Annotated in this window: 22 protein-coding genes and 6 pseudogenes; 21 read left to right on the plus strand and 7 right to left on the minus strand. The window is 62.2% G+C overall.

The features are described from left to right. Positions 1–23: 23 nt before the first annotated feature. Positions 24–938, minus strand: a complete 915-nt coding sequence (locus PVE73_RS25960; protein WP_277367709.1) for a LysR family transcriptional regulator — start codon at positions 936–938, stop codon at positions 24–26. Positions 939–1,020: 82 nt separating this feature from the next. Between PVE73_RS25960 and PVE73_RS25965 the strand changes: the two genes are divergently transcribed. Genes PVE73_RS25965 through PVE73_RS25990 form a run of 6 tightly spaced genes read left to right on the plus strand, consistent with a single transcriptional unit; the run spans position 1,021 to position 7,853 of the window. Next, positions 1,021–2,565: a sulfatase gene (locus PVE73_RS25965; RefSeq protein ID WP_277367710.1), complete on the plus strand. Its 1,545-nt coding sequence runs from the start codon at positions 1,021–1,023 to the stop codon at positions 2,563–2,565. A gap of 2 nt (positions 2,566–2,567) precedes the next feature. Then, positions 2,568–3,908: an extracellular solute-binding protein gene (locus PVE73_RS25970; protein ID WP_261522887.1), complete on the plus strand. Its 1,341-nt coding sequence runs from the start codon at positions 2,568–2,570 to the stop codon at positions 3,906–3,908. A 55-nt stretch (positions 3,909–3,963) separates the two neighbouring features. After that, complete coding sequence (locus tag PVE73_RS25975) at positions 3,964–4,884, plus strand: sugar ABC transporter permease (RefSeq protein ID WP_261522888.1); 921 nt, start codon at positions 3,964–3,966, stop codon at positions 4,882–4,884. After that, positions 4,881–5,708, plus strand: coding sequence for a carbohydrate ABC transporter permease (locus PVE73_RS25980; RefSeq protein WP_261522889.1), 828 nt, complete (start codon positions 4,881–4,883; stop codon positions 5,706–5,708). Before PVE73_RS25975 ends, PVE73_RS25980 begins: the two co-directional genes overlap by 4 nt. A 42-nt stretch (positions 5,709–5,750) precedes the next feature. Continuing rightward, positions 5,751–6,851 carry a sn-glycerol-3-phosphate ABC transporter ATP-binding protein UgpC gene (gene ugpC / locus PVE73_RS25985; protein WP_277367711.1) on the plus strand — a complete coding sequence of 367 codons (1,101 nt, stop codon included), beginning with the start codon at positions 5,751–5,753 and terminating at the stop codon, positions 6,849–6,851. A gap of 60 nt (positions 6,852–6,911) precedes the next feature. Beyond that, positions 6,912–7,853, plus strand: coding sequence for a DUF4432 family protein (locus PVE73_RS25990; protein WP_261522891.1), 942 nt, complete (start codon positions 6,912–6,914; stop codon positions 7,851–7,853). 402 nt (positions 7,854–8,255) lie between these two features. Here the strand turns inward: PVE73_RS25990 and PVE73_RS25995 are convergent. From PVE73_RS25995 to PVE73_RS26005, 3 pseudogenes are all read right to left on the minus strand, one after another. After that, positions 8,256–8,924 (minus strand): annotated as a pseudogene (locus PVE73_RS25995) (transposase); the annotation flags it as partial. A gap of 70 nt (positions 8,925–8,994) precedes the next feature. After that, a pseudogene (locus PVE73_RS26000) lies at positions 8,995–9,469 on the minus strand (reverse transcriptase/maturase family protein); the annotation flags it as partial. 246 nt (positions 9,470–9,715) lie between these two features. Then, positions 9,716–9,910: pseudogene (locus PVE73_RS26005) on the minus strand (transposase); the annotation flags it as partial. Between the two features lie 76 nt (positions 9,911–9,986). Between PVE73_RS26005 and PVE73_RS26010 the strand changes: the two are divergent. The 5 genes and pseudogenes from PVE73_RS26010 (at position 9,987) to PVE73_RS26030 (ending at position 13,349) form a co-directional block, all read left to right on the plus strand. Then, positions 9,987–10,937, plus strand: coding sequence for an IS481 family transposase (locus PVE73_RS26010; RefSeq protein WP_261522820.1), 951 nt, complete (start codon positions 9,987–9,989; stop codon positions 10,935–10,937). A 166-nt stretch (positions 10,938–11,103) separates the two neighbouring features. Further along, a pseudogene (locus tag PVE73_RS26015) lies at positions 11,104–11,320 on the plus strand (IS21 family transposase); the annotation flags it as partial. Positions 11,321–11,361: 41 nt separating this feature from the next. Further along, complete coding sequence (locus PVE73_RS26020; RefSeq protein ID WP_261522819.1) at positions 11,362–11,646, plus strand: hypothetical protein; 285 nt, start codon at positions 11,362–11,364, stop codon at positions 11,644–11,646. Further along, positions 11,583–13,131, plus strand: a protein-coding gene (locus PVE73_RS26025) for an IS66 family transposase (protein WP_261522818.1) whose coding sequence is annotated in 2 segments (ribosomal slippage) — positions 11,583–12,146 and positions 12,148–13,131 — 1,548 coding nt in all. Because the reading frame shifts where the segments join, the coding sequence is not laid out codon by codon here. The genes PVE73_RS26020 and PVE73_RS26025 overlap by 64 nt, the downstream gene beginning before the upstream one ends. A 2-nt stretch (positions 13,132–13,133) precedes the next feature. Beyond that, complete coding sequence (locus PVE73_RS26030; protein ID WP_261522817.1) at positions 13,134–13,349, plus strand: hypothetical protein; 216 nt, start codon at positions 13,134–13,136, stop codon at positions 13,347–13,349. 35 nt (positions 13,350–13,384) lie between these two features. Here the strand turns inward: PVE73_RS26030 and PVE73_RS26035 are convergent. Both PVE73_RS26035 and PVE73_RS26040 read right to left on the minus strand, forming a co-directional pair. Further along, positions 13,385–13,943, minus strand: a pseudogene (locus tag PVE73_RS26035) (DUF3991 and TOPRIM domain-containing protein); the annotation flags it as partial. 28 nt (positions 13,944–13,971) lie between these two features. Further along, positions 13,972–14,877 carry a LysR family transcriptional regulator gene (locus PVE73_RS26040; protein WP_261522816.1) on the minus strand — a complete coding sequence of 302 codons (906 nt, stop codon included), beginning with the start codon at positions 14,875–14,877 and terminating at the stop codon, positions 13,972–13,974. Positions 14,878–14,998: 121 nt separating this feature from the next. Here PVE73_RS26040 and PVE73_RS26045 point away from each other — a divergent pair, with 121 nt between their 5' ends. From PVE73_RS26045 to PVE73_RS26090, 10 genes and pseudogenes are all read left to right on the plus strand, one after another. After that, positions 14,999–15,964 (plus strand): tripartite tricarboxylate transporter substrate binding protein, encoded by a 966-nt coding sequence (locus tag PVE73_RS26045; protein WP_261522815.1) that lies wholly within the window; start codon positions 14,999–15,001, stop codon positions 15,962–15,964. Between the two features lie 163 nt (positions 15,965–16,127). Further along, positions 16,128–16,598 (plus strand): tripartite tricarboxylate transporter TctB family protein, encoded by a 471-nt coding sequence (locus PVE73_RS26050; protein WP_261522814.1) that lies wholly within the window; start codon positions 16,128–16,130, stop codon positions 16,596–16,598. Positions 16,599–16,609: 11 nt separating this feature from the next. Continuing rightward, positions 16,610–18,133 (plus strand): tripartite tricarboxylate transporter permease, encoded by a 1,524-nt coding sequence (locus tag PVE73_RS26055; protein ID WP_261522813.1) that lies wholly within the window; start codon positions 16,610–16,612, stop codon positions 18,131–18,133. 11 nt (positions 18,134–18,144) lie between these two features. Beyond that, positions 18,145–19,605: a sulfatase-like hydrolase/transferase gene (locus tag PVE73_RS26060; protein ID WP_261522812.1), complete on the plus strand. Its 1,461-nt coding sequence runs from the start codon at positions 18,145–18,147 to the stop codon at positions 19,603–19,605. Between the two features lie 55 nt (positions 19,606–19,660). Then, positions 19,661–20,782 (plus strand): annotated as a pseudogene (locus PVE73_RS26065) (IS630 family transposase). 98 nt (positions 20,783–20,880) lie between these two features. Then, a protein-coding gene (locus tag PVE73_RS26070) for an IS630 family transposase (protein WP_246249038.1) occupies positions 20,881–21,826 on the plus strand; the annotation gives its coding sequence in 2 pieces (ribosomal slippage) (positions 20,881–21,221 and positions 21,220–21,826; 948 coding nt in all). Between the two features lie 58 nt (positions 21,827–21,884). After that, positions 21,885–22,466, plus strand: a complete 582-nt coding sequence (locus PVE73_RS26075; RefSeq protein WP_277367768.1) for a tripartite tricarboxylate transporter substrate-binding protein — start codon at positions 21,885–21,887, stop codon at positions 22,464–22,466. 593 nt (positions 22,467–23,059) lie between these two features. Continuing rightward, positions 23,060–23,809 (plus strand): LuxR family transcriptional regulator, encoded by a 750-nt coding sequence (locus PVE73_RS26080; RefSeq protein ID WP_261522822.1) that lies wholly within the window; start codon positions 23,060–23,062, stop codon positions 23,807–23,809. 83 nt (positions 23,810–23,892) lie between these two features. Beyond that, positions 23,893–24,552 carry an acyl-homoserine-lactone synthase gene (locus PVE73_RS26085; protein WP_261522823.1) on the plus strand — a complete coding sequence of 220 codons (660 nt, stop codon included), beginning with the start codon at positions 23,893–23,895 and terminating at the stop codon, positions 24,550–24,552. Positions 24,553–24,844: 292 nt separating this feature from the next. Beyond that, entirely contained in the window at positions 24,845–25,174 is a 330-nt protein-coding gene (locus PVE73_RS26090; RefSeq protein ID WP_261522824.1) for a transcriptional repressor TraM, read from the plus strand. A gap of 15 nt (positions 25,175–25,189) precedes the next feature. Here the strand turns inward: PVE73_RS26090 and PVE73_RS26095 are convergent, their stop codons facing one another. Next, entirely contained in the window at positions 25,190–25,894 is a 705-nt protein-coding gene (locus PVE73_RS26095; RefSeq protein WP_277367712.1) for an autoinducer binding domain-containing protein, read from the minus strand. Between the last annotated feature and the right edge of the window lie 49 nt (positions 25,895–25,943).

The following is a 25,943-nucleotide window of genomic DNA, read 5'->3' on the forward strand; positions in this document are numbered from 1 at the left end:
AAAATTAATTGTCTCTAAGACTTTTAAGCGAAGCCCAACTGGGCGACATCCTGCTTCAGCATCTCGAGTATGGCTTTCACCGGTTCGAGCGAGCGCATGGAACTGCGGTAGGTCACGCCGCTTCTGATCGTCCAGTCGTATGTGCTGACATAGAGCGGGCACACCTCCGGATTAATGTTCGGATGCACCAAGGGACGCGGGAGACTGGTAAGAAAACCGTCCTTACGCACGAGTTCAATAGCCAGATTCAGGGATTGGGTGGAGACGGTCGACTGCGGCGGCGCCAGCCCCGCCGACCGGAAGAGCCGGCCGATCCGCTCTATCGCGATGCTGTCGTAACTCAACATGACCCAGGGATGTTTGGCTAGATCATCAACCGCGACCTCGTCCCGCGCGCTTAGGTCGCTGTCCCTCGACGCGACGATGCAGTTCGACTGGTTGTAGAGGAAAACCTCTTGCAGGCCTTCTCCGGGGTATTCTTCATACGACCCCAAACCGCCGGCATAGAGGCTGATTTCGCCCGCCTGCAGCGCCGGAATGAGCAGCGCGCCGACGCCCGTGCGAACGGACACGCGCAGGTTGGGATAATCGCGCGCGAGCCGGGCCAGGACACGCCGCATGAAGACGGCCTGGTAGGTTGGTCCCATCCCGATGCGCAGTTCCCCGCGCGCGCCATCGCGAGTCGCGCTGAGTTCGATCAGTGAACTGTCCCACTCGGATTGGATCTCCCGTGCCCGCCGGTAGAACGCCTCTCCCATCGGCGTCAGGACCACGCCCCTGGCCGAGCGATCGAAGAGCGCCGTCTGCAGATGCTCCTCAAGCAACCGAAGCGACTTGGAGAGGGCAGGCTGACTAATGTGCAGACTGCGAGCGGCACCTTGGACGCTGCCGACCTCGGCAACCGCAAGGAAGTGTTTGAGGCGCCAAATCTGATCCATAGATCCAAGTTATATCGAATATCTCCGTAAGAATTACCCGCCATCCGCCCGATTGTCTAGGATGATCGTACAGGAGGTGTTCATGCGCGCAGTCTTCGTGCTTTTCGATTCACTGAACCGCACCGCGCTCGGGTGCTATGATGGAAAGCAGATAGCCACGCCGAATTTCGACCGTTTTGCGCGGCGTGCGGTTACATTCGACAAGCATTATGTCGGATCGCTGCCCTGCATGCCGGCCAGGCGCGACATCCACACCGGCCGCCTGAACTTCATGCACCGGTCGTGGGGGCCGTTGGAGCCGTTCGACAATTCGATGCCGGAGATACTGAAGTCGGCCGGTGTTTATACCCATCTCATCTCCGACCACTTCCATTATTTCGAGGATGGCGGCGCGACCTATCACAGCCGCTACAGCACCTGGGAATTTGTTCGCGGGCAGGAATACGATCCCTGGATTGCACTGGTGGAACCGCCGATCGAGCGCTTCAAAGAGATGTATTCTGACCGGCACTACAACGTCCCGACCGAACCGAAGCGTCGGCAGCATCAGATCAACCGGGAAAAGATCAGGTTGGAGGAGGAGTATCCAGGACCTCAGTGCTTCCAGCGGGCGTTCAGATTCCTCGACGACAACCGGGGCGCCGACAACTGGATGCTTCATCTGGAGTGCTTCGATCCGCACGAGCCGTTTCATGCGCCGGACAGGTACAAGGACGCCTACCGGACATCCTACAACGGGCCGATCCTCGACTGGCCGAAATACGCGCCAGTTCGCGAGAGTGAACTGGAGATTGCCGAGATCCGTGCCAACTATGCCGCCTTGGTGGCGATGTGCGATGCGTATTTCGGCAAGCTTCTGGACTACTTCGACGGGCATGACCTGTGGTCGGACACCTGCCTGATCCTGACCACCGACCACGGTTTCCTGCTCAGCGAGCACGATTGGTGGGGCAAGAACCTGACACCCTACTACGAGGAGATTTCGCATCTCCCGCTGATCGTCCATCACCCGCACTTCGCCAGTCGGGCGGGCACTCGGGTCGGCGAGCTCACGCAGACAACGGACTTGATGCCGACAATGCTCGACATCTTCGGCAAGCCGTGCCCGCCGGAAGTGACTGGCCGTTCATTGTTGCCAATCTTGGATGGAGGGCAGGGGCCGGAAGCGGTCATTTTCGGCATGTTCGGCGGGCCGATCGGCGCAACGGATGGCGAATACAGCTATTTCCGTTATCCCCAGGACCTGTTCGACGAGCAGTTGGGCGAGTACACGCTGATGCCGACCCACATGACCGGCTTCTTCAATCACAACGAGCTCAGGACGGCCTCGCTTGCCGGACCGTTCGATTTTACCAAGGGGCAGAAGCTGCTTCGCTACGACGCTCTCAACGAGGCCCGACGCCCCCCGGGATTGGACGGAACGAAGTTCGGAGCCTTCGAGTCCGCAACCTATCACAATGCGAGCGACCCCAACCAGTTGAGGCCCATACAGAACCCGGCCGTCGAGGCCCGGCTCAGGGACGCGATCGTCCGCATCCTTGGAGAGCATGACGCGCCGCCGGAATATTTCGCCTGGATGTCGCTCGATCAGTTCACCTCAACCTCACCAATGCAAGGGAGGAAATGACCATGTATGCCGCAACGAGAATCAAGAACCGGCAGCGCGTATGCCGTACTCTGGTGGCCGCGCTTTTGATGTCGGCCGGGGCAGGTGCTGCCTCGGCCCAGGACCAGCCGACGATTTCAATGGCAATCAACCAGTCGCCCTGGCTAGACTCATTCGTTGCAATGGTCGATCAATACGAGGAGGAAACCGGCAACCGGGTGGAACTCGACGTTACGCCGTTCGGCGGGCTACTCGAGAAGATACGCAACTCGGTGCGGGCCTCGCAGGGTTCATACGACATCGTGAACGTAAATTCGCTTTGGCTTTCCGAAATTTATTCCGGAGGCTTCCTGGCGCCACTTGGCGAGATCGAGGCGAACTATCAGCTGCCGGAAGGCGTGCTTTCATATGGCAACACCACCAACTGGGACGCTTCGGCCGCCACCTTCTCATCTGATGGTGCGCTCATGGGCGTTCCGGTTAACGGCAATGTCCAGGTGCTCTATTACAATACCGAGATCTATGAGCAGTTTGGTCTCAAGCCACCGAAGACCTGGGACGACCTTTTCGCAAACGCTAAGGCCATCCAGGAGGGCGGGGAGTATTACGGATTCGTGCCGCGGGCGGCGCGCGATTCAATCGTGTACAATTTCACGCCCTATCTGTTCAGCCATGATGCCGCGTTCTTCCGCATCACCGGCCCCGACCAGGCGGAGGTCACGCTCAACAGCCCGGAAGGGCTGAAGGCGCTCGAGACATACGTCAAAATCGCGACCGAGGCCGGCCCTCCCGGACCCGGCAACATCGCGCAAGGTGAACTGATCCAGTTGATGGCGACCGGCAAGGGCGCGCAGGCGATCGCGGTTATTGCCGCCTGGGGACAACTCGAAGACCCCAACGCCTCGCGCGTCGTCGGCAAAATCAATGCGGCGCTGCTTCCTGCCGGACCGGACGGCATGATTGCGTCGAGCGCGGGCCACTGGGTCGCCGGCATTCCGAAGAATGTCGCCCCGGAAAAGCAGAAGGCGGCGCTCGCCTTCCTCGACTGGTTTGCCCAGAAGGAACGGCAGGTCGACTATGTCCGCGCCGGCGGCGTCCCGGTCCGCGGCGACATCACGGGTGCCGATCTCGGCGACGAAGCCGCCTTCCGCTTCATCGAGGCCTATTCCCAGAATGCGCGACATGCGGTGATGGGGCTGCCCTTCGCCAGCGCCGCCGAAGCGTCCGACGCCATGGCGCTGAGCTTCAACCGTGCGGTCATTGGGGAACTCACGCAAGTGCAGGCGCTAAACCAGGCAGCCGCCGATCTGGCAGGCGTTCTGGAGCGGGCCGGCTTCACGGTCTCGAAGCTGCCGGACCTGTGATCGCACAAGGCGCCGGCCTCTGCCGGCGCCACTCTCGGATCGGACTGGACAAACGATGGCCCCTGCAGGACTCGACGAGAAGGCCCGGCGTAACCGGCGATGGGTGGTCGTTTCCCTCTTGCCTGTCGCCGCGTTCTTCATCGTGCTCACGGCGTTCCCTGTCGTCAATCTGCTCGGCCTGAGCTTTTTTCACGTCGAATGGCAAGACGGCGCGGCGCGATTCGATTTCGTAGGCATGGAGAACTTCCGACGGCTATTTTCGCAGGAGACTGTCTTCTGGGCCGGCGTGCGAAACAATATCGTTTTCGCGGTCGTAGCAGTCAGCGGCCAGATGATCCTCGGCTTTTCGATGGCTCTGGCGGTGAAAACCGCCGGTTCCTATGGCCGCGCATTGCTGACGGGCATCTTCCTCCTGCCGATCGTGGTGCCGCCGATCGTGATCGGAACGATGTGGCGGCTGATCATGGGTCGCGAGTTCGGACTGGCGAACACGCTGCTGGGTTTCTTTGGCCTCGGCCCGGTGGACTGGCTGGGCGATCCGGACCTTGCGCTGGCATCGGTCATTTTCGTCGATATCTGGCACTGGACGCCTTTCGTCTTCCTGCTGATGCTGGCCGGTCTCGAATCCCTCGACGGGGAGGTGCTGGAAGCGGCGCGCATCGACACCGTGAGCCGCTGGCAGCAGATCCGCCATGTCATTATGCCGATGATGCTGCCGACCATCGCCATCACGCTGCTCTTTCGCGTCATCCTCTCGTTCAAAGTCTTCGACGAGGTCTACCTCCTGACGTCCGGGGGCCCCGGAACCGCGACGGAAGTCGTGAACTTCTCGATATACAGAACATTCTTCCGGCAGGACCAGGTCGGCTACGGTGCCGCGATGTCGGTCGTGACGCTGTTTTCCATCAGCCTCATCATTATTCTCGCCCGCGCCTTCGTGCAGCGGCGGGCGTCGAGACGGGAGGCCGCGACATGAACCGGAGCCGTGTCGGAGGTCTGCTCGCCAATTCGGTCGTCTGGGGCTATGCCCTGATGATACTGGGGCCGACATTGTGGGTGCTTTCCAACGCTTTCAAGTTCAAGATCGACATCATTACGGGCGCCACCCTGTCGCCTTTTACCTGGATGAACTTCCAGGAACTGCTTTTCTCCCGCCAGTCGGATTTCCTGGCGAATCTGTTCAACAGCGCGCTGATCGGCGTCGTGTCGACAGCCATTGTGATCATCGCCGCCACGATGGCGGCGTTTACCCTTGCCTACCTGGAGGTGAAACCGTGGGTCCGTTGGGCGATACTTGGGTGGGCGCTTCTGTTCCACATGCTGCCGACGCTGACCTTTGTCGGATCGTGGTACCTGATGTACTCTTCGATAGGGCTGCACGGCACCTATTTCGCTGTCATCATGACGCATGCCGTGCACAACCTACCGATGGCGCTGTTCCTCATGGTCAGCTTTGTCGGCGCGTTGCCGCGCGAGCTCATCCAGGCAGCGCGGATGGACGGCTGTACCTATGCCCAGGTGTTCTGGCGCATCGTCTTTCCGCTCGTGCGCGGCGGCATGATCGCGGCTACCGCGCTCACCTTCATCTTCTCATGGAGCGACTTCGCCATCTCGCTCACTTTGACGTCGCGCGACACGATGACTGTTCCGGTGGCGATTGCCACCTTCGCCCAGGAATACGACATACGCTACGGCGAGATGGCGGCCGGAACGCTTTTGTCGATCATGCCCGCGCTGCTTCTCATATTGGTCGGGCAGAACTTCATCGTGCGCGGCCTGCTTGCGGGAGCGGTGAAATGAGCAATATGAAACTGGCGCCCTTGCGCCGCGACGGGGATGTCGATGTCTAACGTTTCGCTGAGAGGCCTGAAAAAGTCCTACGGGAGCGTCGAGGTCATCCCGTCGCTCGACCTCGATATTCGCTCGGGCGAGTTTGTCGTGCTGGTCGGTCCCTCGGGCAGCGGCAAATCCACGCTGCTGAGGATGATCGCGGGACTGGAAAGCATCGGTGCCGGCACCGTCAGCGTAGAGGGGGAGGACGTCACGCAACGCGATCCGGGCGACCGCGACATGGCGATGGTGTTCCAATCCTACGCGCTTTACCCGCATATGACGGTCGCGGAGAACATGACATTTGCGCTGCGCATGCGCGGCATGGACAAGACCACGATCGGCGAGCGGCTGACCGAGTCGGTGCGAATGCTGTCCCTAGAGGGGCTTGAGCACCGCAAGCCCGGACAACTGTCCGGCGGACAGAGGCAGCGCGTGGCGATGGGCCGGGCAATCGTGCGTCAGCCGCGGGTATTCCTCTTCGACGAGCCGCTCTCCAACCTGGATGCGAAACTGCGCGCCAGAACCCGTATCGAACTGCGTGAGCTGCACGAAAAGTTGGGCGCGACCTCCATCTTCGTCACGCATGATCAGATCGAGGCCATGACGATGGCCGACCGCATCGTGCTGCTTGAGAAGGGGCGTATCCAGCAGGTTGGTTCTCCGCGTGAAATATACGAGAGGCCGCGCAACACCTTCGTCGCCAGCTTCATCGGCTCTCCCGAGATCAACATGATGGAAGGAAAGCTGTGGTTCGACAACGGCACGGCCTGGTTCGAACAGCTCGTTCTTAGGTCGCGCGGGTCGGAGTCCGCCTCGCTTGCGGGCGTGGCCGCCGGTGGCTATACGCTTGGCATCCGTCCCGAGGGTTTCGATATAGCGCGCGAACCACTGGAGGGCAGCGTGCCGATGGTGGTGGGAGCGGTCGAATACACCGGTTCCGATACCTATGCATTCGGGAAAAGCCCAATGGGCGATCTAACGGTCAAGATTGCGGCCGACTTTCAGGCTGTAGCCGAGACGCTTCACACGGGAGAGACACTTCATGTCAAAGCTCTGGCCGACGGCTGGCACCTGTTCGATTCTTCGGGCGAGCGCGTCACCGGCGGTTGAATGTCCTCAGGAGGGAGCAAGGTTCGCTCCGTATTCCACGCGTCCGGATATTGCCTGAGCATGCTTCCGGCACCTTCAGTCCTTCGCAGCCTCGTCGGCGATCTCAAACAGGTCGCCAGTTTGCGCCGCGTTACGCTCATGGACGGGCCCGAAGCCGGGGTCGAGGCGCTCGTCTTTTCCACCGGAGGCGGACTGGACTTCTGGGTGGTGCCGGGCCGCATGCTCGATATTGCCGCGCTTTCGTGGCACGGCAGCCAGATCGCTTGGCAGAGCCCGGCGGGGATGCGGCCCGTGGATGTGTCGGGGGGCGATCAGCGCGTGTTCGAGCATGGCTTCGGAGGCTTTCTCAACACCTGCGGCTTCGATCATATCCGCCAGCCGGTTGACGGGTTGCCGCTCCACGGTTCGGCGCCATTCACCCCGGCCCGGCTGTTGAGTTTCGGCGAGAACTGGGATGCGGAGGAGCCTATCCTCCGTTGCGAGGGCGAGGCGACATGTTGGCGCCATGGTGGTTACGGATATCGGCTGCGCCGGCGGATTGAGGCTCCGATCGGGGGAGCGACAATCCGCATCCGCGATCGTGTCGAGATCATCGGTCCCGACCCTGCCGCGGTGCTCGCGCTTTATCATTTCAATCTCGGCTATCCCGCGGTACGCAACGGCACCCAGGTGCTTCTGGACGGGAACCGTGTCGTCGGTCCGCTCTCGCCGCCGGAGTCAAAGCCCCAGACCCCAACGCTTCATCGCGCGTCTGCTGGATGGGCCGTTTGTCACGTCGTCTTGGCCCACCGCGGAGCTGCGATCGCCTTTCGCTGGCGCACTGACACACTGCCATGGCTCCAGCTTTGGCGGGATCTACGACCACATCGCGGCGTGTTGTCCATCGAGCCCTGCAGCATCGGCCGCCTTCCCGACGGCGCCAACGAGCCGTCGCCGCCAATCAATGCCGGCGAAGCCCGTTCATTCGCAATCGACATCGCGTTCGCTTCGAACCCGTTGTAACCGGCAACCCAACTGCTGGCAGGGGAGCTCAAGTCTGACGCTGCGTTCCTCCCGAAGGAAGCAGCCAAGCGGAATGTATGAAACACATGGAGCGCAGCACTGAAGCACTTGGCGGGTCATCCACACGGGCGCGGGCTACACTGGCGCAGGTTCCAGTTACTCTCACGCTGTCCGTCTCAGCAGCGAGGAAGAGGCACGTGTGGCGACTAGCGCCTTACGGCGCGTCCATTTTCTGGGCGAGGAAGCTCCTCGAACGTAATCGAAGTCTGTTAGAGCCAACCTATCAGCAATATCGCATCCTGGATCCAGGCCGAGCCACCGCGCCGTGGACGGATCTGGCCCGCAAACTGGGGTGTGCTGCGCAACGGCGCCCCTTCAAGTCGATCGTGAACAATCCGGGTTTTAAGCGACGGCCTGCTTCGGCCGGAATTGAAGCACAGCTATCAAGAACGATAAAAAGTCCTTCAACCACCTGAGCAGGAGAGAGAAGTTGTAGCCGGCGGCGGCCAGGATGGCGTTGATGGCATTGCCCTGGGCGTGGGCGAGGTAGTTGCGGCCCATCCTGTGTTCGCTCTTGATATGGCCGATCACCGGCTCGACGGCGGATCGTCGTCGCATCTGGCGCTAGATGGCCGGCGTCACGCGACGCTTCTGGCCTACGGCGAAGACCCTGAACCTGTGGCTTTGCGGCGCGTTTTGGCCGCGGTAGCCGGCGTCGGCGAGGATGCGCTCGATCTCGGCGCCGACGCTGTCTTGTATCGCGGGGATGACCGTTCCCAGCGTATGGCCGTCATAGGGGTTGCCGGGAAGGGCCATGGCGTGCAGAGCGAACTGGCCGCCCTTCGAGCGCTTCAGCGTGGTGGCGACCGAGACTTTGACGCCGAACTCGTAGGGCGCGTGGGTCCGCCGCGTGTCCTGCGGCTTCATCGTGCCAGTCTTCACTGCCACCGCAAGGCTTTCCTGCAGCAGGGCCGTGATCCGCTCCTCGCCCATGCGCTGACGCCAGCGCGTCATCGAGGAGCGGTCAAACGGCAGTTCGTGCTGGAAGAACTCCTCGCCGCACAGGTATTGTGGAGTAGGAAGCGCGTGAGGGTAGCGATCATGTCCACCGCGGCTGTATGATGATTGCCGGAGAGCGCGTCGGTATTGTCGTGACCACGGACATGCGTCCACTCGATCCCCGCTTGCGGATAATCCGGTGCCCGAGGAAGATGAAGCCATCGTCGACGTGGGTGATATCGGCTTTATCCATATTCAACGTCAGTTTCAGATGGCCTTCCAGAAAGGCCGCCATTCCGCGCGGATGGCCTCGGCATGTGCCCTGGTACCCTTGACGATGACGACAAAGTCATCGGCAAAGCGACAGTAGGCGACAGCCGTTTCCATTGCCGGTTCTCGCGAACCGCAATGGGGATTTCCTACTGGATCCCGAAGTTCCATGCCCAGCGATCTTTACGGTTCAGGTATTTCGCTTCCAGCCAAGCATCGAACTCGTGGAGCATGGTGTTGGAAAGGCACGGTGAGAGAACCCCACCTTGCGAAACACCTTCACTTGATGCCCTGAACAGACCACGGTCAATGTGGCCTGCCTTCAGAAATCGCCAGAGCAGCTCGATAACCCCTTCAGCCCTCGGATGCGGATTAACCGGTTCGTGTTCCTCAACCTTCCAATGCTCCAGCCTTGGAGACCTTCTTGGCGTAACGGCTTTCGCCTCAATCCCCTTTACCTGCGGGCTACGTCACCCTGCCAGTTGACCGCAGGTCACCGCCGCTAGGGCTCACGCCCCCTCACAGCAGAAGGCACGGCTTTCGTTCATTTCCTCCTTTCTCTTAAGCATTCCAGACACATGCGCCCGAGGCGCACGAAAACAGGGGTTCTCGTTCCAGCGCTCACACAGTGCCTCATCCGACAGGTCGAAGGTGTGCTTGAGGATCGCTAGCCGGGCCATCAGCCGTGTCGGCAAAGGCGGCATGCCCTGCCCGTCGGAATAGACCGCGCCGAAACGCTCTTCCAGCACCGGCCAGTCGATGGCCTGCGTCAACCGCACCAGCTCGTGTGGTTTGCCCATCGCCTAGGTGTTTAATCCCGCATTTTGATGGTGCAATCTTTTCCCATGAATGGAAGGAGGCACTATGGGACAAGTTCACCACGGGAGCGCCACGACGACAGCGGCAGTCCGTCGAGCGATACAACATGGTCAAGAGAGCCTGAGGACACTGGCCAGGCGCTACGGGATCAACCAGAAGACTGTGGCGAAATGGAAAAAGCGCACATCGGTTGCCGATTTGCCGACCGGGCCGAAGGAACCGCATTCCACGGTGCTATCGCTGGAGGATGAGGCCGTCATCGTCGCCTTCCGCAAGCATACGCTGCTGCCGCTCGATGACTGCCTCTATGCCCTTCAGGCGACGATCCCGCATCTGTCCCGATCATCGTTGCATCGCTGTCTGGAGCGTCATGGCATCTCGCGGCTGCCCGATGTCGAAGGCGACAAGCCAGTCCGGAAGAAGTTCAAGAGCTATCCGATCGGCTACTTCCACATCGACATCGCAGAGGTGCAGACGGCTGAGGGCAAGCTCTATCTGTTCGTGGCCATCGACCGGACATCAAAGTTCGCTTTCGCCCAACTCCATCTCAAAGCCGGCAAGATGATTGCGGCGCAGTTCCTGCGCGATCTCGTCGCGGCGGTGCCCTACACCATCCACACCGTACTGACCGACAACGGCATCCAGTTCACCAACCACGCCCGTCACAAATATGCGTTCCACCACATCTTCGACCGGGTCTGCGACGACAACGGCATCGAACACAGGCTCACCAAAATCAACCATCCGTGGACGAACGGACAGGTGGAACGGATGAACCGGACCATCAAGGAGGCGACTGTCAAGCGCTTCCACTACGACAATCATGACCAACTGCGCCGGCATCTTCAGGACTTCATCGACGCATACAACTTCGGGCGAAGGCTGAAGACGCTCAAAGGCCTCACACCTTACGAGTTCATCTGCAAACGATGGACTTCAGAGCCGGATCGATTCATCCTCGACCCAATCCATCAAATGCCGGAACTGAACACCTAGCTCTCCGATTCACCGCGATAAAGGCAGTGAATCACGCTTCGCCACGCAGGAAAATCACAAACTGGAATTGCAAGGAAACGACCCACAACCAGGCTGTTTCCTGCAATCTCGAAACCAACACTGCAGCCTTTTTCTACGAAATATCAGTGGCTTCCGGATTCTTCACGGCCGACCATTCAAGGAATGGGTTTTGCCGACCAGCTTGGATCGGGTGCAGTGCAGGCTCGCCCGTCTCGGCGACGGCGACCGGCAGATGGTGAGCATCCTGTCGGCCGTGCTGAGCGACGAGATGCCGACGGTCGAAGCCGCCTGCGCGGAAGCGCTGCGCGAAGGGCACCTGCTCGGCCGATTTCTTCACTAACATCCTGGCGCGCCGGCGCGAGAGACCGTGCGGCCGCCATGACCTTCTGAGGAGGGTCGTCTGATGGAACGCATCGACATTCTCGCCATGATGGGCGCGCTCAAGCTCTTCGGTATGAAGGACTATGACGAGATCATCCGACGAAGCGTCACCCTTGAGGCGGCCGGCGGGCATGCGGCAGCCGGGTTTCTTTCACTTTGTCATCCCCCTTGTTTCAGAGACTCCAAATTGCAATCTTTGCTCTCAATGAGAGCATTGGAGCACGGCGATGACCGGCAATTTGCATGGCCGACGTTGAGGCCGCGGCGGCCAATGCGCAGGCCGACTTGTCCAGTCGGGAAGCGCTGATCGCGCATCTCAAGCTCGAGATCGAAAAGCTGCGCCGCGAGCTCTACGGCAGCCGCTCTGAGCGCAAGGCGCGGCTGCTTGAGCAGATGGAACTGCAGCTGGAGAATTTGGAGACGGCCGCGAGCGAAGACGAACTGGCGGCAAGCCAGGCAGCGGCGCAGGCGCAGACGGTCCAGTCCTTTCAACGAAAACGGCCCGCGCGCAAACCCTTTCCCGAACACCTGCTGCGCGAGCGGGTCGTCATCGCCGCGCCGGAGAATTGTCCGTGCTGCGGCTCGGCCAAGCTGTCGAAGCTGGGCGAGGACATCACCGAGACGCTGGAGGTGATCCCCCGCCAGTGGAAGGTGATCCAGACAGTGCGCGAGAAGTTCACCTGCCGGGAGTGCGAGAAGATCACGCAGGCGCCGGCGCCTTTCCACGCCACCCCGCGCGGCTTTGCCGGCCCTAATCTCCTGGCAACAATCCTGTTCGAGAAGTTTGGCCAGCATCAACCACTGAACAAGGCAGAGCGAGCGCTACCGGCGCGAAGGCATCGATCTCTCCGTATCGACGCTGGCCGACCAGGTCGGCGCCTGTACCTTTGCCCTTGAGCCGCTGCATGCGTTGATCGAGGGGCATGTGCTGGCCGCCGAACGACTGCACGGCGACGACACGACGGTGCCGATCCTGGCCAAGGGCAAGACCACCACCGGCCATATCTGGACCTATGTGCGCGATGATCGGCCCTTCGGCGGGACTGCTCCGCCGGCGGCCCTTTATTACGCCTCCCGGGATCGGCGACAGGAGCATCCGGAGCGCCATCTCAAGACCTTCACCGGCATTCTGCAGGCCGACGCCTATAGCGGATACAACACGCTTTACGATCCCGCGCGGGCGCAGGGAGCGATAACGCCAGCGCTGTGTTGGGCCCATGCGCGGCGCCAGTTCTTCGAGCTGGCTGACATCGCTGCCAACGCGCGCCGCGGCAGGCAAGCGCCCACTATCTCGCCGATCGCCCTGGAAGCGGTAAAGCGCATCGACGCACTGTTTGACATCGAGCGCGCGATCAACGGCCTGAGTGCCGAGCAGCGGCTTGAAGCCCGTGAGGAAAGAAGCGCGTTGCTGCTAACGGAGCTCGAAGCGTGGCTGCGCCAGGAGCGCTCCCGCCTCTCGCGCTCGGCCTCGGTCGCCAAGCCGATCGACTACATGCTGAGGCGCTGGGACCGCTTTGCCCGGTTCCTCGAAGACGGCCGGATCTGCCTGACCAACAACGCCGCCGAGCGGGCGCTGCGGGGCTTCGCCCTCGGCCGCAAATCGTGGCTGTTCGCCGGCTCCGAGCGCGGCGCCATGCGTGCCGCGGCCATGACGACGCTGATCATGACGGCGAGGCTCAACGACGTCGACCCGCAGGCCTGGCTGGCCGACGTGCTTGCCCGCATCGCCGACACGCCGCAAAGCCGGCTTCCTGAACTGCTGCCTTGGGCGTGGAATAAGCGGGCAGTGTAGTTATGGCAGCCGTCAGCCACGTCTTCACGATCCGCCGCGCGGCGCAAATCCTGGACCGCGACGAAGAGCTGCTGTGGGATCTCTCGGATCAGCTCGAGCCCGAAGACGGCAAGCTGTGGATCCATGATGTCGATGATGTCGACTTCCTCGCCTTCACATTCGAAGGCATCGAAGCACTTCGCGAGATCATAAAGGATCAGATCGATCACGCAGGCTGATCGCCAGCTCCTACAAATGCGGGACACCGCGGTCCTCACCGTATGCTTACGGCGAGTTTACTGGCGAGCTCGTGCAGCCGCGACACAAATGCCTCACCCTGCGGATTGGCATCGGTGGCCGCGACAAGCCATACGTCCGGCCGCTCGCCCAAAAGGCGAATTGCGCGGTCAGTCGCCGGCGACCAGCCGCCGCCAGTGCTGACGTACATTGTATCCCGTCGGATAGTCTCGATCGACGCAAGGCTCATGGCATCGATCGCCGCCTCGGTAACGCAGAGCCGGTGCCCATGGGGCCGGCCGAGACAGAACAGCATCTTGGCGCCTCCGGACGCGAAGCCGCGCCAATCGGGACGCGCTCCTCCCAGCCCGTCACCTGGCTGGCGTGATCGGTGTGGCCGGCCCACATGCTGCCCTTCGGGCCTTCGCGCAAGACGTTTGTGGCAATGGCCTTTCGGATGACAGGCTCAGGAATGTGGCACGTGCCGTGGAGATAACGCCATGTCGCCGAGCCGGGCCAGGGTTGCGCCGGACCCGCCAGCGTTCCGTGATCGTCAGGTCGGGCGCACGGCCCCTGGCCTTGCGTGTCCAGACCGGCCACTTCGGCTCCAGAAGGAATTCTGCGTCAGTTGACCCGCATTTCAGCCGCAACATCGAACAGACGGCGCGTCAGCATTTCCGCCAGCATGCTGCGTGCCTCGTCCGCCCGCATGATAATGCCGGCGTGCCGCTCCCAGCCTATCCCGGCGACCTCGAGGCTCACAATCTCGTCCTTGGCCGAGGGCTTGAAGATGGAGCTGGTGGCGAAGCTCAGGAGATCAGTCTTCTTGACGACCTCGAAGATGAAGGCGATGGAATCGGATTCGATTGCGGGCACGGGCTCGTGCAAACCGTTATAGGCGAAGATGGCGTTGAAGCGCTGGCGCTGCGCCATCCGCCTGCTGGGCAGCGCCCATCCCGCATCCGCGAGATCGGCGATGGCGAGGTCCGAGCGAGCGGCCAGCGGATGCCCCCGCCGCGCGATGACGGACTGACGGTCGCGCGTCAGCGGAACTACCTCGAGCGCCCTGTCGTGGCGCGCCTCCTCGCAGGCGGCGATGATGAGGTCGTATTCCCCCTGCTTCAGCGCTTCGATGAGCTGAGCGTCGAAGCCGCCGGTCACCTTGACCTCGGCGCCCGGCGATGCCTGCAGCAGCTGGGCGATCGCCTCGGGCAGGCCGCGGCGCATCCAGGACGGACCGGCGCCGATGGTGAGCCTTCCGGCCGCCCCGTCGCGCAGCGCCTCCAGCTCCCGCCGGGCCTCCCGCCACTGGGCGACGATCAGGCGCGCGCGATGCGCGAGCGCCTCGCCCTGGGGGTTCGGCCGCATGCCCCGCGACTGCCGCTCCAGGAGCGGCATGGCGACCAGATCCTCCAGCGCGCGGATGCTCTTCGTCAGGCCCGATTGGCTGATGCCGGTTTTCTCCGCCGCGCGGCTTAAACTGCCGCAATTGAGCACCGCCAGGAAATGATCCAGATGCCGGATGTTCATATGACACTCCCTCATATCTTTATGCTGAAAAGAAACTTGTCGGAATGTATCTGGGACGTCAACATATGTCCGGCCTATCCTGGAAATAGCGATGCGACACGGACGATTCGAGGAGGAGAATATGAATATCTTTAGAAGCGCAGCGGCGGTCCTAGCGGTCGCCGGGCTCATGACGACGGCCGCAGGAAACGCGCTTGCGGACTATCCGGAAAAGCCTGTCAAGATCATCGTTCCCACCGATGCCGGCGGAGCGATCGACGGCATCGCACGCATCTTCCAACGGGCTTTCGAGCAGGATGAGGAATTCGGCGCCACGGTTGTGGTGACGAACATGCCGGGTGCGGGGGGGACGCTCGCCACGCGCGAGATCAAGGACGCCGACCCGGACGGCTATACGATAGGCCTGTGGCACAACGGACTGGTCACCTCGGCGGCCATGGGGGTCACGGATTTCGACCACACCGCCTTCGACATCATCGGCTCCACGGGCTTCGTTGCCCTTGGTCTCGGCGTCAATGCCGAGAGCGGGCCGGAATCCTTCGAGGCCATGCTTGAGCAGGCTCAGCAGGAACCGGAAAGCATTAAGGTCGCCGTCAATATAGGCCTCCCGGTGCACTTCATCCCGCTCATGGTCTCGGAGGCCAATGGCGGTAACATGCGCATGGTCCAGGCCGGCGGAGGTGCCAAGCGCCTGTCCTCCGTGCTGGGCGGGCACACCCACACCGCGCTCTTTTCCGTCCAGGAGCTCGTCAAATACCGGGAGTCGGGGCTGAAGCCGGTGGTCGTGTTTTCCGAGGAGCGCGTGCCGCAGTTGCCCGATGTCCCGACCACCCGGGAGGCGGGTATCGACGTGCTGGCGACGGACGGACGGATCTGGCTGGCGCCGAAGGGTGTCCCGGAGGACCGCATGCAGGTACTGCGTGCGGCGTTCGAACGTGCCATGGAGCAGCCCGAGGTCAAGGACCAGCTCGAATCCTACGGCATCACACCCGCCTTCATCGACAGCGATGCCGTCACGGCCGAGCTCAGCCGCGTGCGCGACGAGGTGCTGCCGCTGGTGGAGAAGGTACGCGCGGCGGCGAACTAGCCCCGCCACCCGCATCGGATCCCCACGGTTTGATCCAGCCGTGGAAGGCTCTAGGCTGCGGTGACCACTTAAGAATTGGCTGCGCCGCAGCCTTATTCGCGGAAGGCCGGCCAGTGTCGGCGGTCGGCCTCCGCTCCTTCTGTCTTCAACCCCCGGGGGCGAAATGAACCGTAGCGACTTCTGGTGGGACACCGGCTGGACCGCTGGCCTACTGGCCCTCTCCGGCCTCGTCTGGTGGGCCGTCGAGCAACTCCCGCCGCCGATCTTCGATCCGGTGGGATCGGCCGCGCTGCCCAAGGTGACCGTGGTGGTGATCGCCGCCTTGAGCGTGGCCATGGGAGCGGCTGCCTGGCGCAGCCGGCATGCGCCACCCAAACCGGCGTCGGCGCCGGATCAGGAGGGGGGCGGTCGCCCGATCTACGGGATGCAGATGCTGGCTCTGCTGATCGCCTACGCGCTGCTCCTGCCGCTCCTGGGTTTCGCGGCGGCCACTTTCCTGTTCGTTCTGGCCGGTGGCGTCATCCTGGCGCGCGGCGATCGCAAGGCGATGCTGGCGAGCCTCGTCTCGGCGGTCCTGCTCAGCGTCGGATGCCAGTACCTCTTCACCGACATCTTCTACATCGACCTGCCCTGACGGAGCGTTGAATGTTGGCCAGCCTGGGCGGCGCCCTCCTCGAAATGCTGCATCCGGTGCCCTTCTTCTGGGTGGCGCTCGGCGTCGTCTCTGGCATCTTCGTCGGCGCGATCCCGGGACTGTCCGGCGGCATGCTGATCGTGCTCGTCATGCCGCTGACCTTCTACATGGACCATACGCTGGCCCTGATCCTGATGGTCGGCATCTATGTCGGCTCGGTGGCCGGCGGCCTAATCAGCGCCACGCTGCTCAGGATGCCGGGCACGCCGTCCTCGGTGGTCACCACCTTCGACGGCTATCCGATGGCGCGGGGCGGCCAGCCGGCGCGCGCGCTGGCGCTCGGCATTTCGGCCAGCCTCTTCGGCGGGTTCGTCGCCGGCTTCTTCCTGGTGGTGCTCTCGCCGCCGCTGTCGCGCTGGGCGACGAGCTTCGGCCCGTGGGAATATTTCGGGCTCGTTCTGATGGCGCTGGTCCTCATCGCGGCCATCAGCCAGGGCTCCATGGTCAAGGGGCTGATCTCTGGCGCGCTCGGCCTGCTTGCCGCCATGCCCGGCCTCAACGCCTCCGACGGCCAGCTCCGGCTCACCTTCGGCTTTCACCAGATGGATGCGGGCTTTGCGCTGCTGCCGGTGCTGCTCGGCGTCTTCGTGGTCAGTCAGATCATCCGCGACGCGATGGACGGCGACAAGGTGCCCGAGGCGGTCGACGTCTCCCGCAACATCGTGCTCCTGGAAGCCGCCGCATGGGTCCGCCATGCATGGAACATGCTGCGCTCGGCGCTGATCGGCACCTGGATAGGCATCCTGCCCGGTGTGGGCGCCAGCATCTCCTCCATGGTCGCCTATGGAGTGGCGCGCACGGTCTCGCGCCGGCCGGACGCCTTTGGCAAGGGCAGCGAGGAGGGAGTCGTCGCTTCGGAATCGGCCAACAACGCCAACGTGGGGGGCGCGCTGATCCCGCTCGTCACCATGGGCATTCCCGGCAGCCCGATCGACGCCTTCCTTCTGGGAGCGCTGCTGTTGCACAACATTCAGCCGGGGCCGCTGCTGTTCCAGACCAACGGCGACCTCGTCTGGGCCATCATCGCCGCCTATCTCGTCGGCAATGTCCTGATGTTCCTGGTCATGTCGACCACGGTGCGCTTCACCGCCCGTCTCGCCAACATCAATCCGGCGGTGCTCCTGCCGGCGATCTTCGTCTTCTGCATCATCGGCGCCTATGCGCTCAGCAACCGGCTCTTCGACGTCTGGGTCATGATCGGCTTCGGCATTTTGGGCTTTTTGTTGCAGCGGGCCGCCTTCCCGCTCGGCGCCTTCGTCATCGGCTTCGTGCTCTCGCCCATCTTCGAGGCGGAGCTTCGCTCGGCGGTCATGTCGTCGGGCGGCACTATCTGGGAACTTTTCACCCGTCCGATTGCGCTCACCTTTATCGCCGTGGCTGTCCTCGTACTTTTCCTGCCTCTACTGCGCGGATTGCGCAGGCGTCCCGGCGACGGTCCAGACGAAGCCGGGCAAACCCGCCAAAGCAAACCATGAAAGGCTCGAGAGTGACCGCCAAGAACGTCCTTTTCATCCTATCCGACGAGCATGCACGTGGTATCACGGGCTGCTACGGAAACAATGCCGTCAAGACGCCGAATATCGATGCGCTCGCGGCCGCCGGCACTACATTCGAGAACGCCTATTGCAACAACCCGATCTGCGTTCCCTCGCGCGCCTCCCTCGCCACAGGCCGTCACACGCACGAGATCGGCTTCTGGGACAACGCCCAGCCCTATGACGGCTCGGTGCGCGGCTGGGCGCACGCGCTTTCGGAGGCGGGGCACAGGGTCGCCTCCATCGGCAAGCTGCACTACCGCGACGCGGACGCGCCCGTCGGCTTCACCGAGCAGATCCTTCCCATGCACGTTGTGGAGGGCAAGGGCGACCTGCACGGGCTGCTGCGCAGTCCGCCGCGCATCCGCCCCAGCATGAAGAACCTCAGCGCGGAGCTCGGGCCGGGCGATTCCGACTATTCCCGATATGATTCCGCTATCACGGACGCCGCCTGCCGATGGATTGCGGAGCGCGCCCGCAAGCCCGACGAGAAGCCTTGGGCCGCCTTCGTTTCGCTCGCCTGCCCCCATTTCCCGCTGGTGGCGCCAAAGCGCTTCTTCGACCTCTACGACCCGGCGAAGCTGCCTTGGCCCAAGGGGCGCGACGGCAACGGAGCGCTCGCCCATCCGGTGCTCGCCGCCTTCCGCAAATACCAGAACTACGATGACTATTTCACCGGCGAGGAGCATGTGCGCCTGGCTGTCGCCTCCTATTACGCGCTGGTCTCCTTCCTCGACCACAATATCGGCCGCATCCTGGAGTCGCTCTCCGGGAGCGGGCTCACCGAGGACACGCTCGTCATCTATACGAGCGACCATGGCGACAATCTCGGCGCGCGCGGCTTCTGGGGCAAGTCGCTTCTGTTCGAGGAAAGCGTGGGGGTTCCGATGATCATGGCCGGGCCCGGCGTGCCGCGGGGCCGTCGCGTCGCCACGCCGGTGTCGCTGGTGGATGTCGCGCCCACCATCATGGACGCGGCCTGCGAGGAGGTCCACAGCAGCGAGGCCACCGATCTGCCCGGCCGCTCCCTCCTTTCGATCGCCGGCGATCCCGACGACCCGGACCGCACCGTGCTCGCGGAGTATCACGCCGTTGGCTCGATCACCGGCTGCTTCATGATCCGCTTCGACCGATGGAAATACATACATTTCGTGGATTATCCGCCGCTCCTGTACGATCTCAAGGCCGATCCCGAGGAGATGTGCGATCTCGCCGAGGATTCGGAATATGCCGGTGTTCGTTCGCGGGCCGAGGCGCGATTGCGCGCCATTGTCGACCCGGAGAAAGTAAGCGCACGGGCTTTTGCGGATCAGCAGCGTATAATCGAACGCAACGGGGGGATAGAGAGGATCCTAAGCCGTGGAGAGTTCCCGCATACGCCGGTACCTTACGCAGACCCCTCGTTCAACTAGTCATACGGAACTGTAATTCGTATCATTGATCCGATCGATTTCGGGAGGTGGTGCGATGGTGGGTCGAGTAGCGGACGAAGTGGTGCTGAGCGATGAGGAGCACATCTTTCTCGAAGCGCAGGTTCGACGGCACAAGGCGGCGCGCTCGCTGTCGGACCGGCACCGTATGATCCTGTTGTGCGCCGAGGGCCTTCAAAGTAAGGAGGTCGCCGAGCGGCTCGACGTGCATGAACACACGGTGGGCAAATGGCGTGGGCGTTTCGTGCAGGATCGGATCGAAGGGCTCACCGATGAGTATCAGCCGGGCGCCCACGCACAGTGTCGGATATGACAGTGTCGGATATGACAGTGTCGGATATGCAGGTGGCCGAGGTGGTCGAGCGCACGCTGAACACTACACCGAAGGACGCCACCCATTGGTCGATCCGTTCTATGGCTGCGGCAACGGGCCTGTCGCACACCACCATCCGCCGGATATGGTCCGCCTTCGCCTGCAGCCACATCGCAGCGAGACGTTCAAGCTCTCGACCGATCCGCTGTTCGTCGACAAGGTGCAGGACATCGTAGGTCTCTACATATCACCGCCAAACCGAGCCATCGTGTTGTGCGTGGACGAGAAGTCCCAGATCCAGGCGCTGGATCGAGAGCAACCGGTGCTGCCAATGGCGCCCGGCGTAGCTGAACGCAGAACCCATAGCTATATCCGCCATGGCACGACATCGCTGTTTGCCGCGCTCGACATTGCAACAGGGGCGGTGATCGGCAAATGCTACAAGCGCCACCGGGCGACCGAGTTTCTCGACTTTCTCAAAAAGATTGACGCAGCCATGCCGAAAGGGTCGGACGTCCATCTGGTGATGGACAACTACGCCACGCACAAGACGCCCAAGATCAAGGCTTGGTTCGCCCGCCACCCGCTTTAGCACGTGCATTTCACACCTACCTCGGCCAGTTGGATCAATCAGGTGGAGCGCTGGTTCGCCGAGCTGACCCGCAAGCAGTTGCAATGCGGCGTCCACCGCTCAGCCGCCGAACTCGAGGCCGACATCGCAGCCTTCATCTAGGCCCACAACGAAAACCCCAAACCCACCGATGGGTCAAATCTGCCGACGAAATCCTCGCCTCCGTCAAACGATTCTGCCAGCGAACACAGGAAACGCTATGTGCCGAACTTTAGATTCAGGTGACTAGAGCACGTCCGTTGAACTCCGAGTCGTAGCGTTGATGACACGGATTGGGTTTTATGATTCACCGTCGCCGTTGCAGGAGATGGCGATGGCTCGAGCTTACGGTGAGGATCTTCGGATGCGGGTTCTGGATGCTGCAGCGGCAGGCGCTTCGGCGCGCTCCGTCGCGGCACGGTTTGGCGTCGGCGTTTCGACGGCAATTGTCTGGATCAGGCGGGCGCGTGAGAACGGGGAACGCTCGGCGCGGCGTCAGGGCAAGCCGCGGGGCTCACGCCTGGATGCGCACGAGACGTTCGTTGTTGCCATGATCGAGGCGAACAAGGACGTGACGCTGAACGAGATGGTCGAGCGGCTCGCAGCCGAGCGCTCCGTGTGTATCGGCCGCAGTGCCCTGAGCGCCTGGCTGCGCGGGCGGGGCTGGACGTTCAAAAAAGTCCGCGCATGCATTGGAGCAGGACCGTCCTGATGTCCTGAAGCGCCGGCAGGATTGGTTCGAAGGCCAACTCGACCTCGACCCTGCCAGGCTTGTCTTCATCGATGAGACCGGCCTGTCCACCAAGATGGCCCGCCTGCGGGGTCGCGCGCCATGCGGCGAACGCTGCCGAGCCGGCATGCCGCATGGGCACTGGAAAACCACCACCTTCACCGGCGCACTGCGCCTGTCCGGCATGACCGCGCCCTTCGTCTACGATGGCGCCATGAATGGCACCGTCTTCCTCGCTTATGTCGAGCAGGTCCTGGTCCCCACCCTGAGGCGCGGCGATGTCGTCATCATGGACAACTTGCCGGCACACAAGGCAGCAGGCGTCCGCGACGCGATCGAGCAAGCCGGTGCAACCCTCATGTTCCTGCCGCCCTATAGCCCGGACTTCAACCCCATCGAGAATGCCTTCTCAAAGCTCAAAGCGCTCCTGCGGGCAAAAGCCGAGCGCACCATCAAAGCGCTCTGGGATACCGCTGGCGCACTCCTCGACCAGTTCACTCCCGCAGAATGCGCAAACTACTTCAGGGCTGCTGGATATGACCCGGATTAAGCCGGACGTGCTCTAGGACTTTACGCCGCTGTGGTCGGCGACGCCGAACAGCTTCGCCATCGTCGTACGCAAGAACGAGGAGCGGTTCACCGACTTCCCGCCTCTCGTCTCCTATGCGAAGGAGAATCCCGGTGAACTGCGCTACTCTCCCGGCTCTACAGACACGCTGCCTCACATGGTGGTGGCGAGGGTGATGCAGATGTCAGACGTGATCGCCCAGGTCGCTCCCTATCCCGAGATCGACAATGCGGTGAAGGGTCTGCGCGGCGGCGTTCTCGATTTCATGGTCATCAACCCGGGCGTCTACACGACCAACAAGGAGGACCTGAAGGTGCTCGCGGTGTTGTCTGACCTTGAGCGCTCTTCGGAGACCTACGACGGGGCACCCCGCGTCCAGAATTTCGGCATCGAACTCGGCATGAAGGGACTGGCGCCGATGGGCTGGAACTGGTGGCTGGTGCGCAAGGAAACGCCGGAGGACGTGGTCGCGAAGTTGCGCGAGGCGATGGGCAACGCCCTGGCGCGTAAGGACGTGCAGCAGAGGCTCCTCGACATGGGTGAACGCCATTATATGCGAGGCCCAGGACCGGCGACGAAACGCCAGGCCTCCAAATTGAGCTCTGACAGCCCCAAAACATGAAGACGCCGGGCAACCGGCCGACATCGGCCTTTTGACCATTGCGCGCCTCCTCCGACTGACGCCGCGAGCGCCGAGCTTGTCTGCAATGACAGCTCTCTGCTAGTGGAAGGGGGTCTTGGTTTTCGCTGCAACAAGGGTCGGTGTGGGTTCCTAGAGGAGCAGATGATGCCGCCGAGCTATCCCGCGCGCCCTTGACGGAACCATATGGCGCGACCCAAGCTGAAATATTTAAGTACAACCCGATCATCAAGGGCATTGCGACGGGTCGGATCTGACCACGCATGATCCTTGATTTTCTGCAGCCACTGTGCCTCTAAAGGTGATGGTAAAAGTCGACTTTTTTCGACACAGTCACCTCCCTGTTCCACCCGGCGTACGTCCTCCTCGACACCGCCGATCTAGAGCCCGCCACCATGCACAAAAGCCGTGCGTCATGATTTTGGCGAGCTGTACGCCAAAGCTGAGCTCGTCGCCGTATCGTCGGCGCGTGTGCCAGCTCTTAAATGCGGCCGGCCGGGTGATTTGTCGCCGCTGCGGCGGAATTATCAGCGGTCGTACGCACTACAGCACAGCACTGCAGAAGGAGCTTGAGCATGAGACGGCGCGATAAAAATGACACTGACCTGGAACTGTTCGAACTGCTTGTAAAGCTTGATAAGCTCGCAGAAACGACTCGGATTCCCGCGCTCTTGTGCAAGCTACTCGAGATTTATGGACTGAAGTCCGTCGCATATCTGGGCTGTGGGCTCACGGCTCAGCCTGGGCAAGGTCCATACCTCGCGGTGACCTATTCGGACGACTGGGTCGATCACTACAAGGCCCAGCGCTTTGTCGATGTTGATCCTGCTGTGCAGATCGGCATGCGACGCATGCTGCCGATCGACTGGGATACCTTCGATCGGAGAGACAAGAACGTTCGGCGTCTGTTCGGAGAGGCCACCGAGTTCGGCCTCGGTCGCCGCGGCATTTCCATACCTGTCCACGGTCAGCATGGCGACCGGGCACTTGTCTCAATTACGCGTGATGCCAGCGATCGCGACTGGCGGCATCTTCGCCTCCATTACATGCGGGACTTCCAAGTGCTGGCCCTTCACCTGCATCAGGCGATATTGCGGCTCGAGGGCCAGAGAATTGTGTCCATCAGCCTGTCTCCGCGTGAACGTGAGTGCCTGCTGTGGGCCGCCGAGGGTAAGACGGCTTGGGAGACCGCCGTCATCCTCGGCCTGTCGGAGCACACGGTGCGTTGCTATCTCGAGAGCGCCCGCCACAAGCTCGGCGCCGCCAACAACACTCATGCGGTCAACAAAGCCGGCAAGGCTAATCTGCTCAGCCAATTGCCGTAAATCCGGCCGATCCACCGGATTTCGGGGCCGTCTTCCGGGGTCTAGTTGCTTCAGCGTTTTCAACAAACGCAAGGAGCAACACCATGATCACCATCGTCGAAGGCGCGGATCGCGACCATCACCCCCACCTGATCGACGAGATGTTTCGGATGCGGGCGGCGGTCTTCGCCGACCGGCTCGAATGGGACGTCACCGTCACCGATGGCAGGGAGATCGACCGCTTCGACGCAGAGGATCCCCTTTACCTGCTGTCGCTCGACGACCGGACCGGAGCACTGCAGGGCGCCGTGCGATTGCTGCCGACTACCGGCCCGAACATGTTGCGTGACGTCTTCCCGGTTCTTGTACCCGGCGGCGCCCCGGCAAGTCCCCTCATCTGGGAGAGCTCCCGGTTCGCCGTGAACCCTGCCACATACAACGCATGCGAACGCGCAGAGGCCAACCATGTCGTCAATCGTACGACGATCGAGCTTCTGTGCGGCATCGTCGAGGTTTGCCAGAGCGCCGGCATCGAGCACGTTGTGTCGGTCTTCGACGCGCGGATGGCTCGGATCTTCCGGTCGATCGACTGCGCCTTCGAAGTCATCGGAACCCCGACCCGCATCGGCAGGACGATGACCTATGCCGGCGTGTTCGACATGTCAGACGACATGCGCGAGCGTTTGGGGGACGCCGGCAGGCTTCTTTCGCCTGTGCTGGCGAAAGTTGAGGCGCAGCAGAACCCGAACCCCCGCTACGCCTGATCGCCCGTCGCTTTTGTCCCATGGTTCTCTGGTCGACGCGGCAACCATGTCCTATAAGGGCCCCGAGGCGGTACGCGCCGCCTCGGGGCTTAGAAACCCCACCACAGAGCAGGTGTCGGCTATCGCGACACCAAGGATCCTCTGGCCATCGGCCGGGGGCCTGCGGCGTATGTCCAGGTACCTCGGTGCTAAAGGTCGTAGGGACCGTCTGTGGCGGTTTTCTAACCCCCGGCTTGGGGTCGAGATCTTATCGTTCGCGGGGGCGTACCGCGAACCAAGCCGCAGGGATTGCATGCGAACAAAACCAGACCTCGACATCGGACCCGGCCGCGCGGCGACATCCAGTGTCATCAACGCCCTCTTGGCCGAGCTGACGGAGAACGAACTGGAACAAGTGGCCATCGCGGTTATCCGGGAGAACAGGAGCCGGCTGCAGAAGGCCCAGGAGCTATTCGAGGAGGTCAGCCAGCTTGACGCCGTCGGTTCGAGAGACGAGCAGCTGAGGCACGACTACTGGATCGCCATGCTCAACCTCCACGCCCAGCATCAAATCGTGCGCCTGGTCGTCGAGCGCCTCGGTTTCGTGCCCGAGATCGACGGAGAACGCCCGGTGCTCAATTAGCCGGGTCTATCGGAGTTAGATCAGTCCAATTCGTGTGGCAATCGTGCCTGCCTGCCGGCTGTTTGCGGCCCCGAGCTTGTTTGTCGCCTCGTCGATATAGGACCGCACCGACCGATACGAGATGTCCAGCATGAGCGCGATGTCGGCCATCGACATTCCCTCTGCGAACCACCGCAGGCATTCCGCCTCGCGCGGCGATAGCCGGATGGCGGACGCCAGCGAAGCGTCGCCGCTCGCCGCTCCCAACCGCGAGTGCACGTAAGCGACCGAGACCGCCGCGGTGACCGGATCGATGTCCTCGCTCAGCTTCGACACGGGCCTCCCGCTCGCAAGCGTGAACACCATGCGGTCCCGGAACCCCACGGGAATCGATATAGAGATTCCGGACCTGATGCCGAAGCGGTCTGCCTCAACGAAGAACCTGATCACATCCCGCCGTCCGTTGCGCCTCGCCTCATCGGCCGACCACGAAAACAGCGGAGGTCCGTGCTTTGCCTTGGTCACGACCGGGTCGACCCGAATGAAGTCACGTTCGACATAGAGTTCCTGCCACGCGCGCGGGTAGTTCGAGACCGCAAAACTCTCGGGACCGCGAAGATAGAGGTAGGCGAAGAAGTCGAAGCCCGTATCTTCCGCGAAATCCCGCAAAGACCGACGGGCCGCACGCTCGTCGAGCGGCAGCGAAAGCCTGTCGATGAGATTGAGCAGATTGGCGTTCAATGGTGGGCGGGTCCAATGGCAAGCCGTGCGACAGAAGGCGACCCTTCTG

Origin of the sequence: Chelativorans sp. AA-79, from assembly GCF_029457495.1 — a bacterium.
GTDB lineage: Bacteria > Pseudomonadota > Alphaproteobacteria > Rhizobiales > Rhizobiaceae > Chelativorans.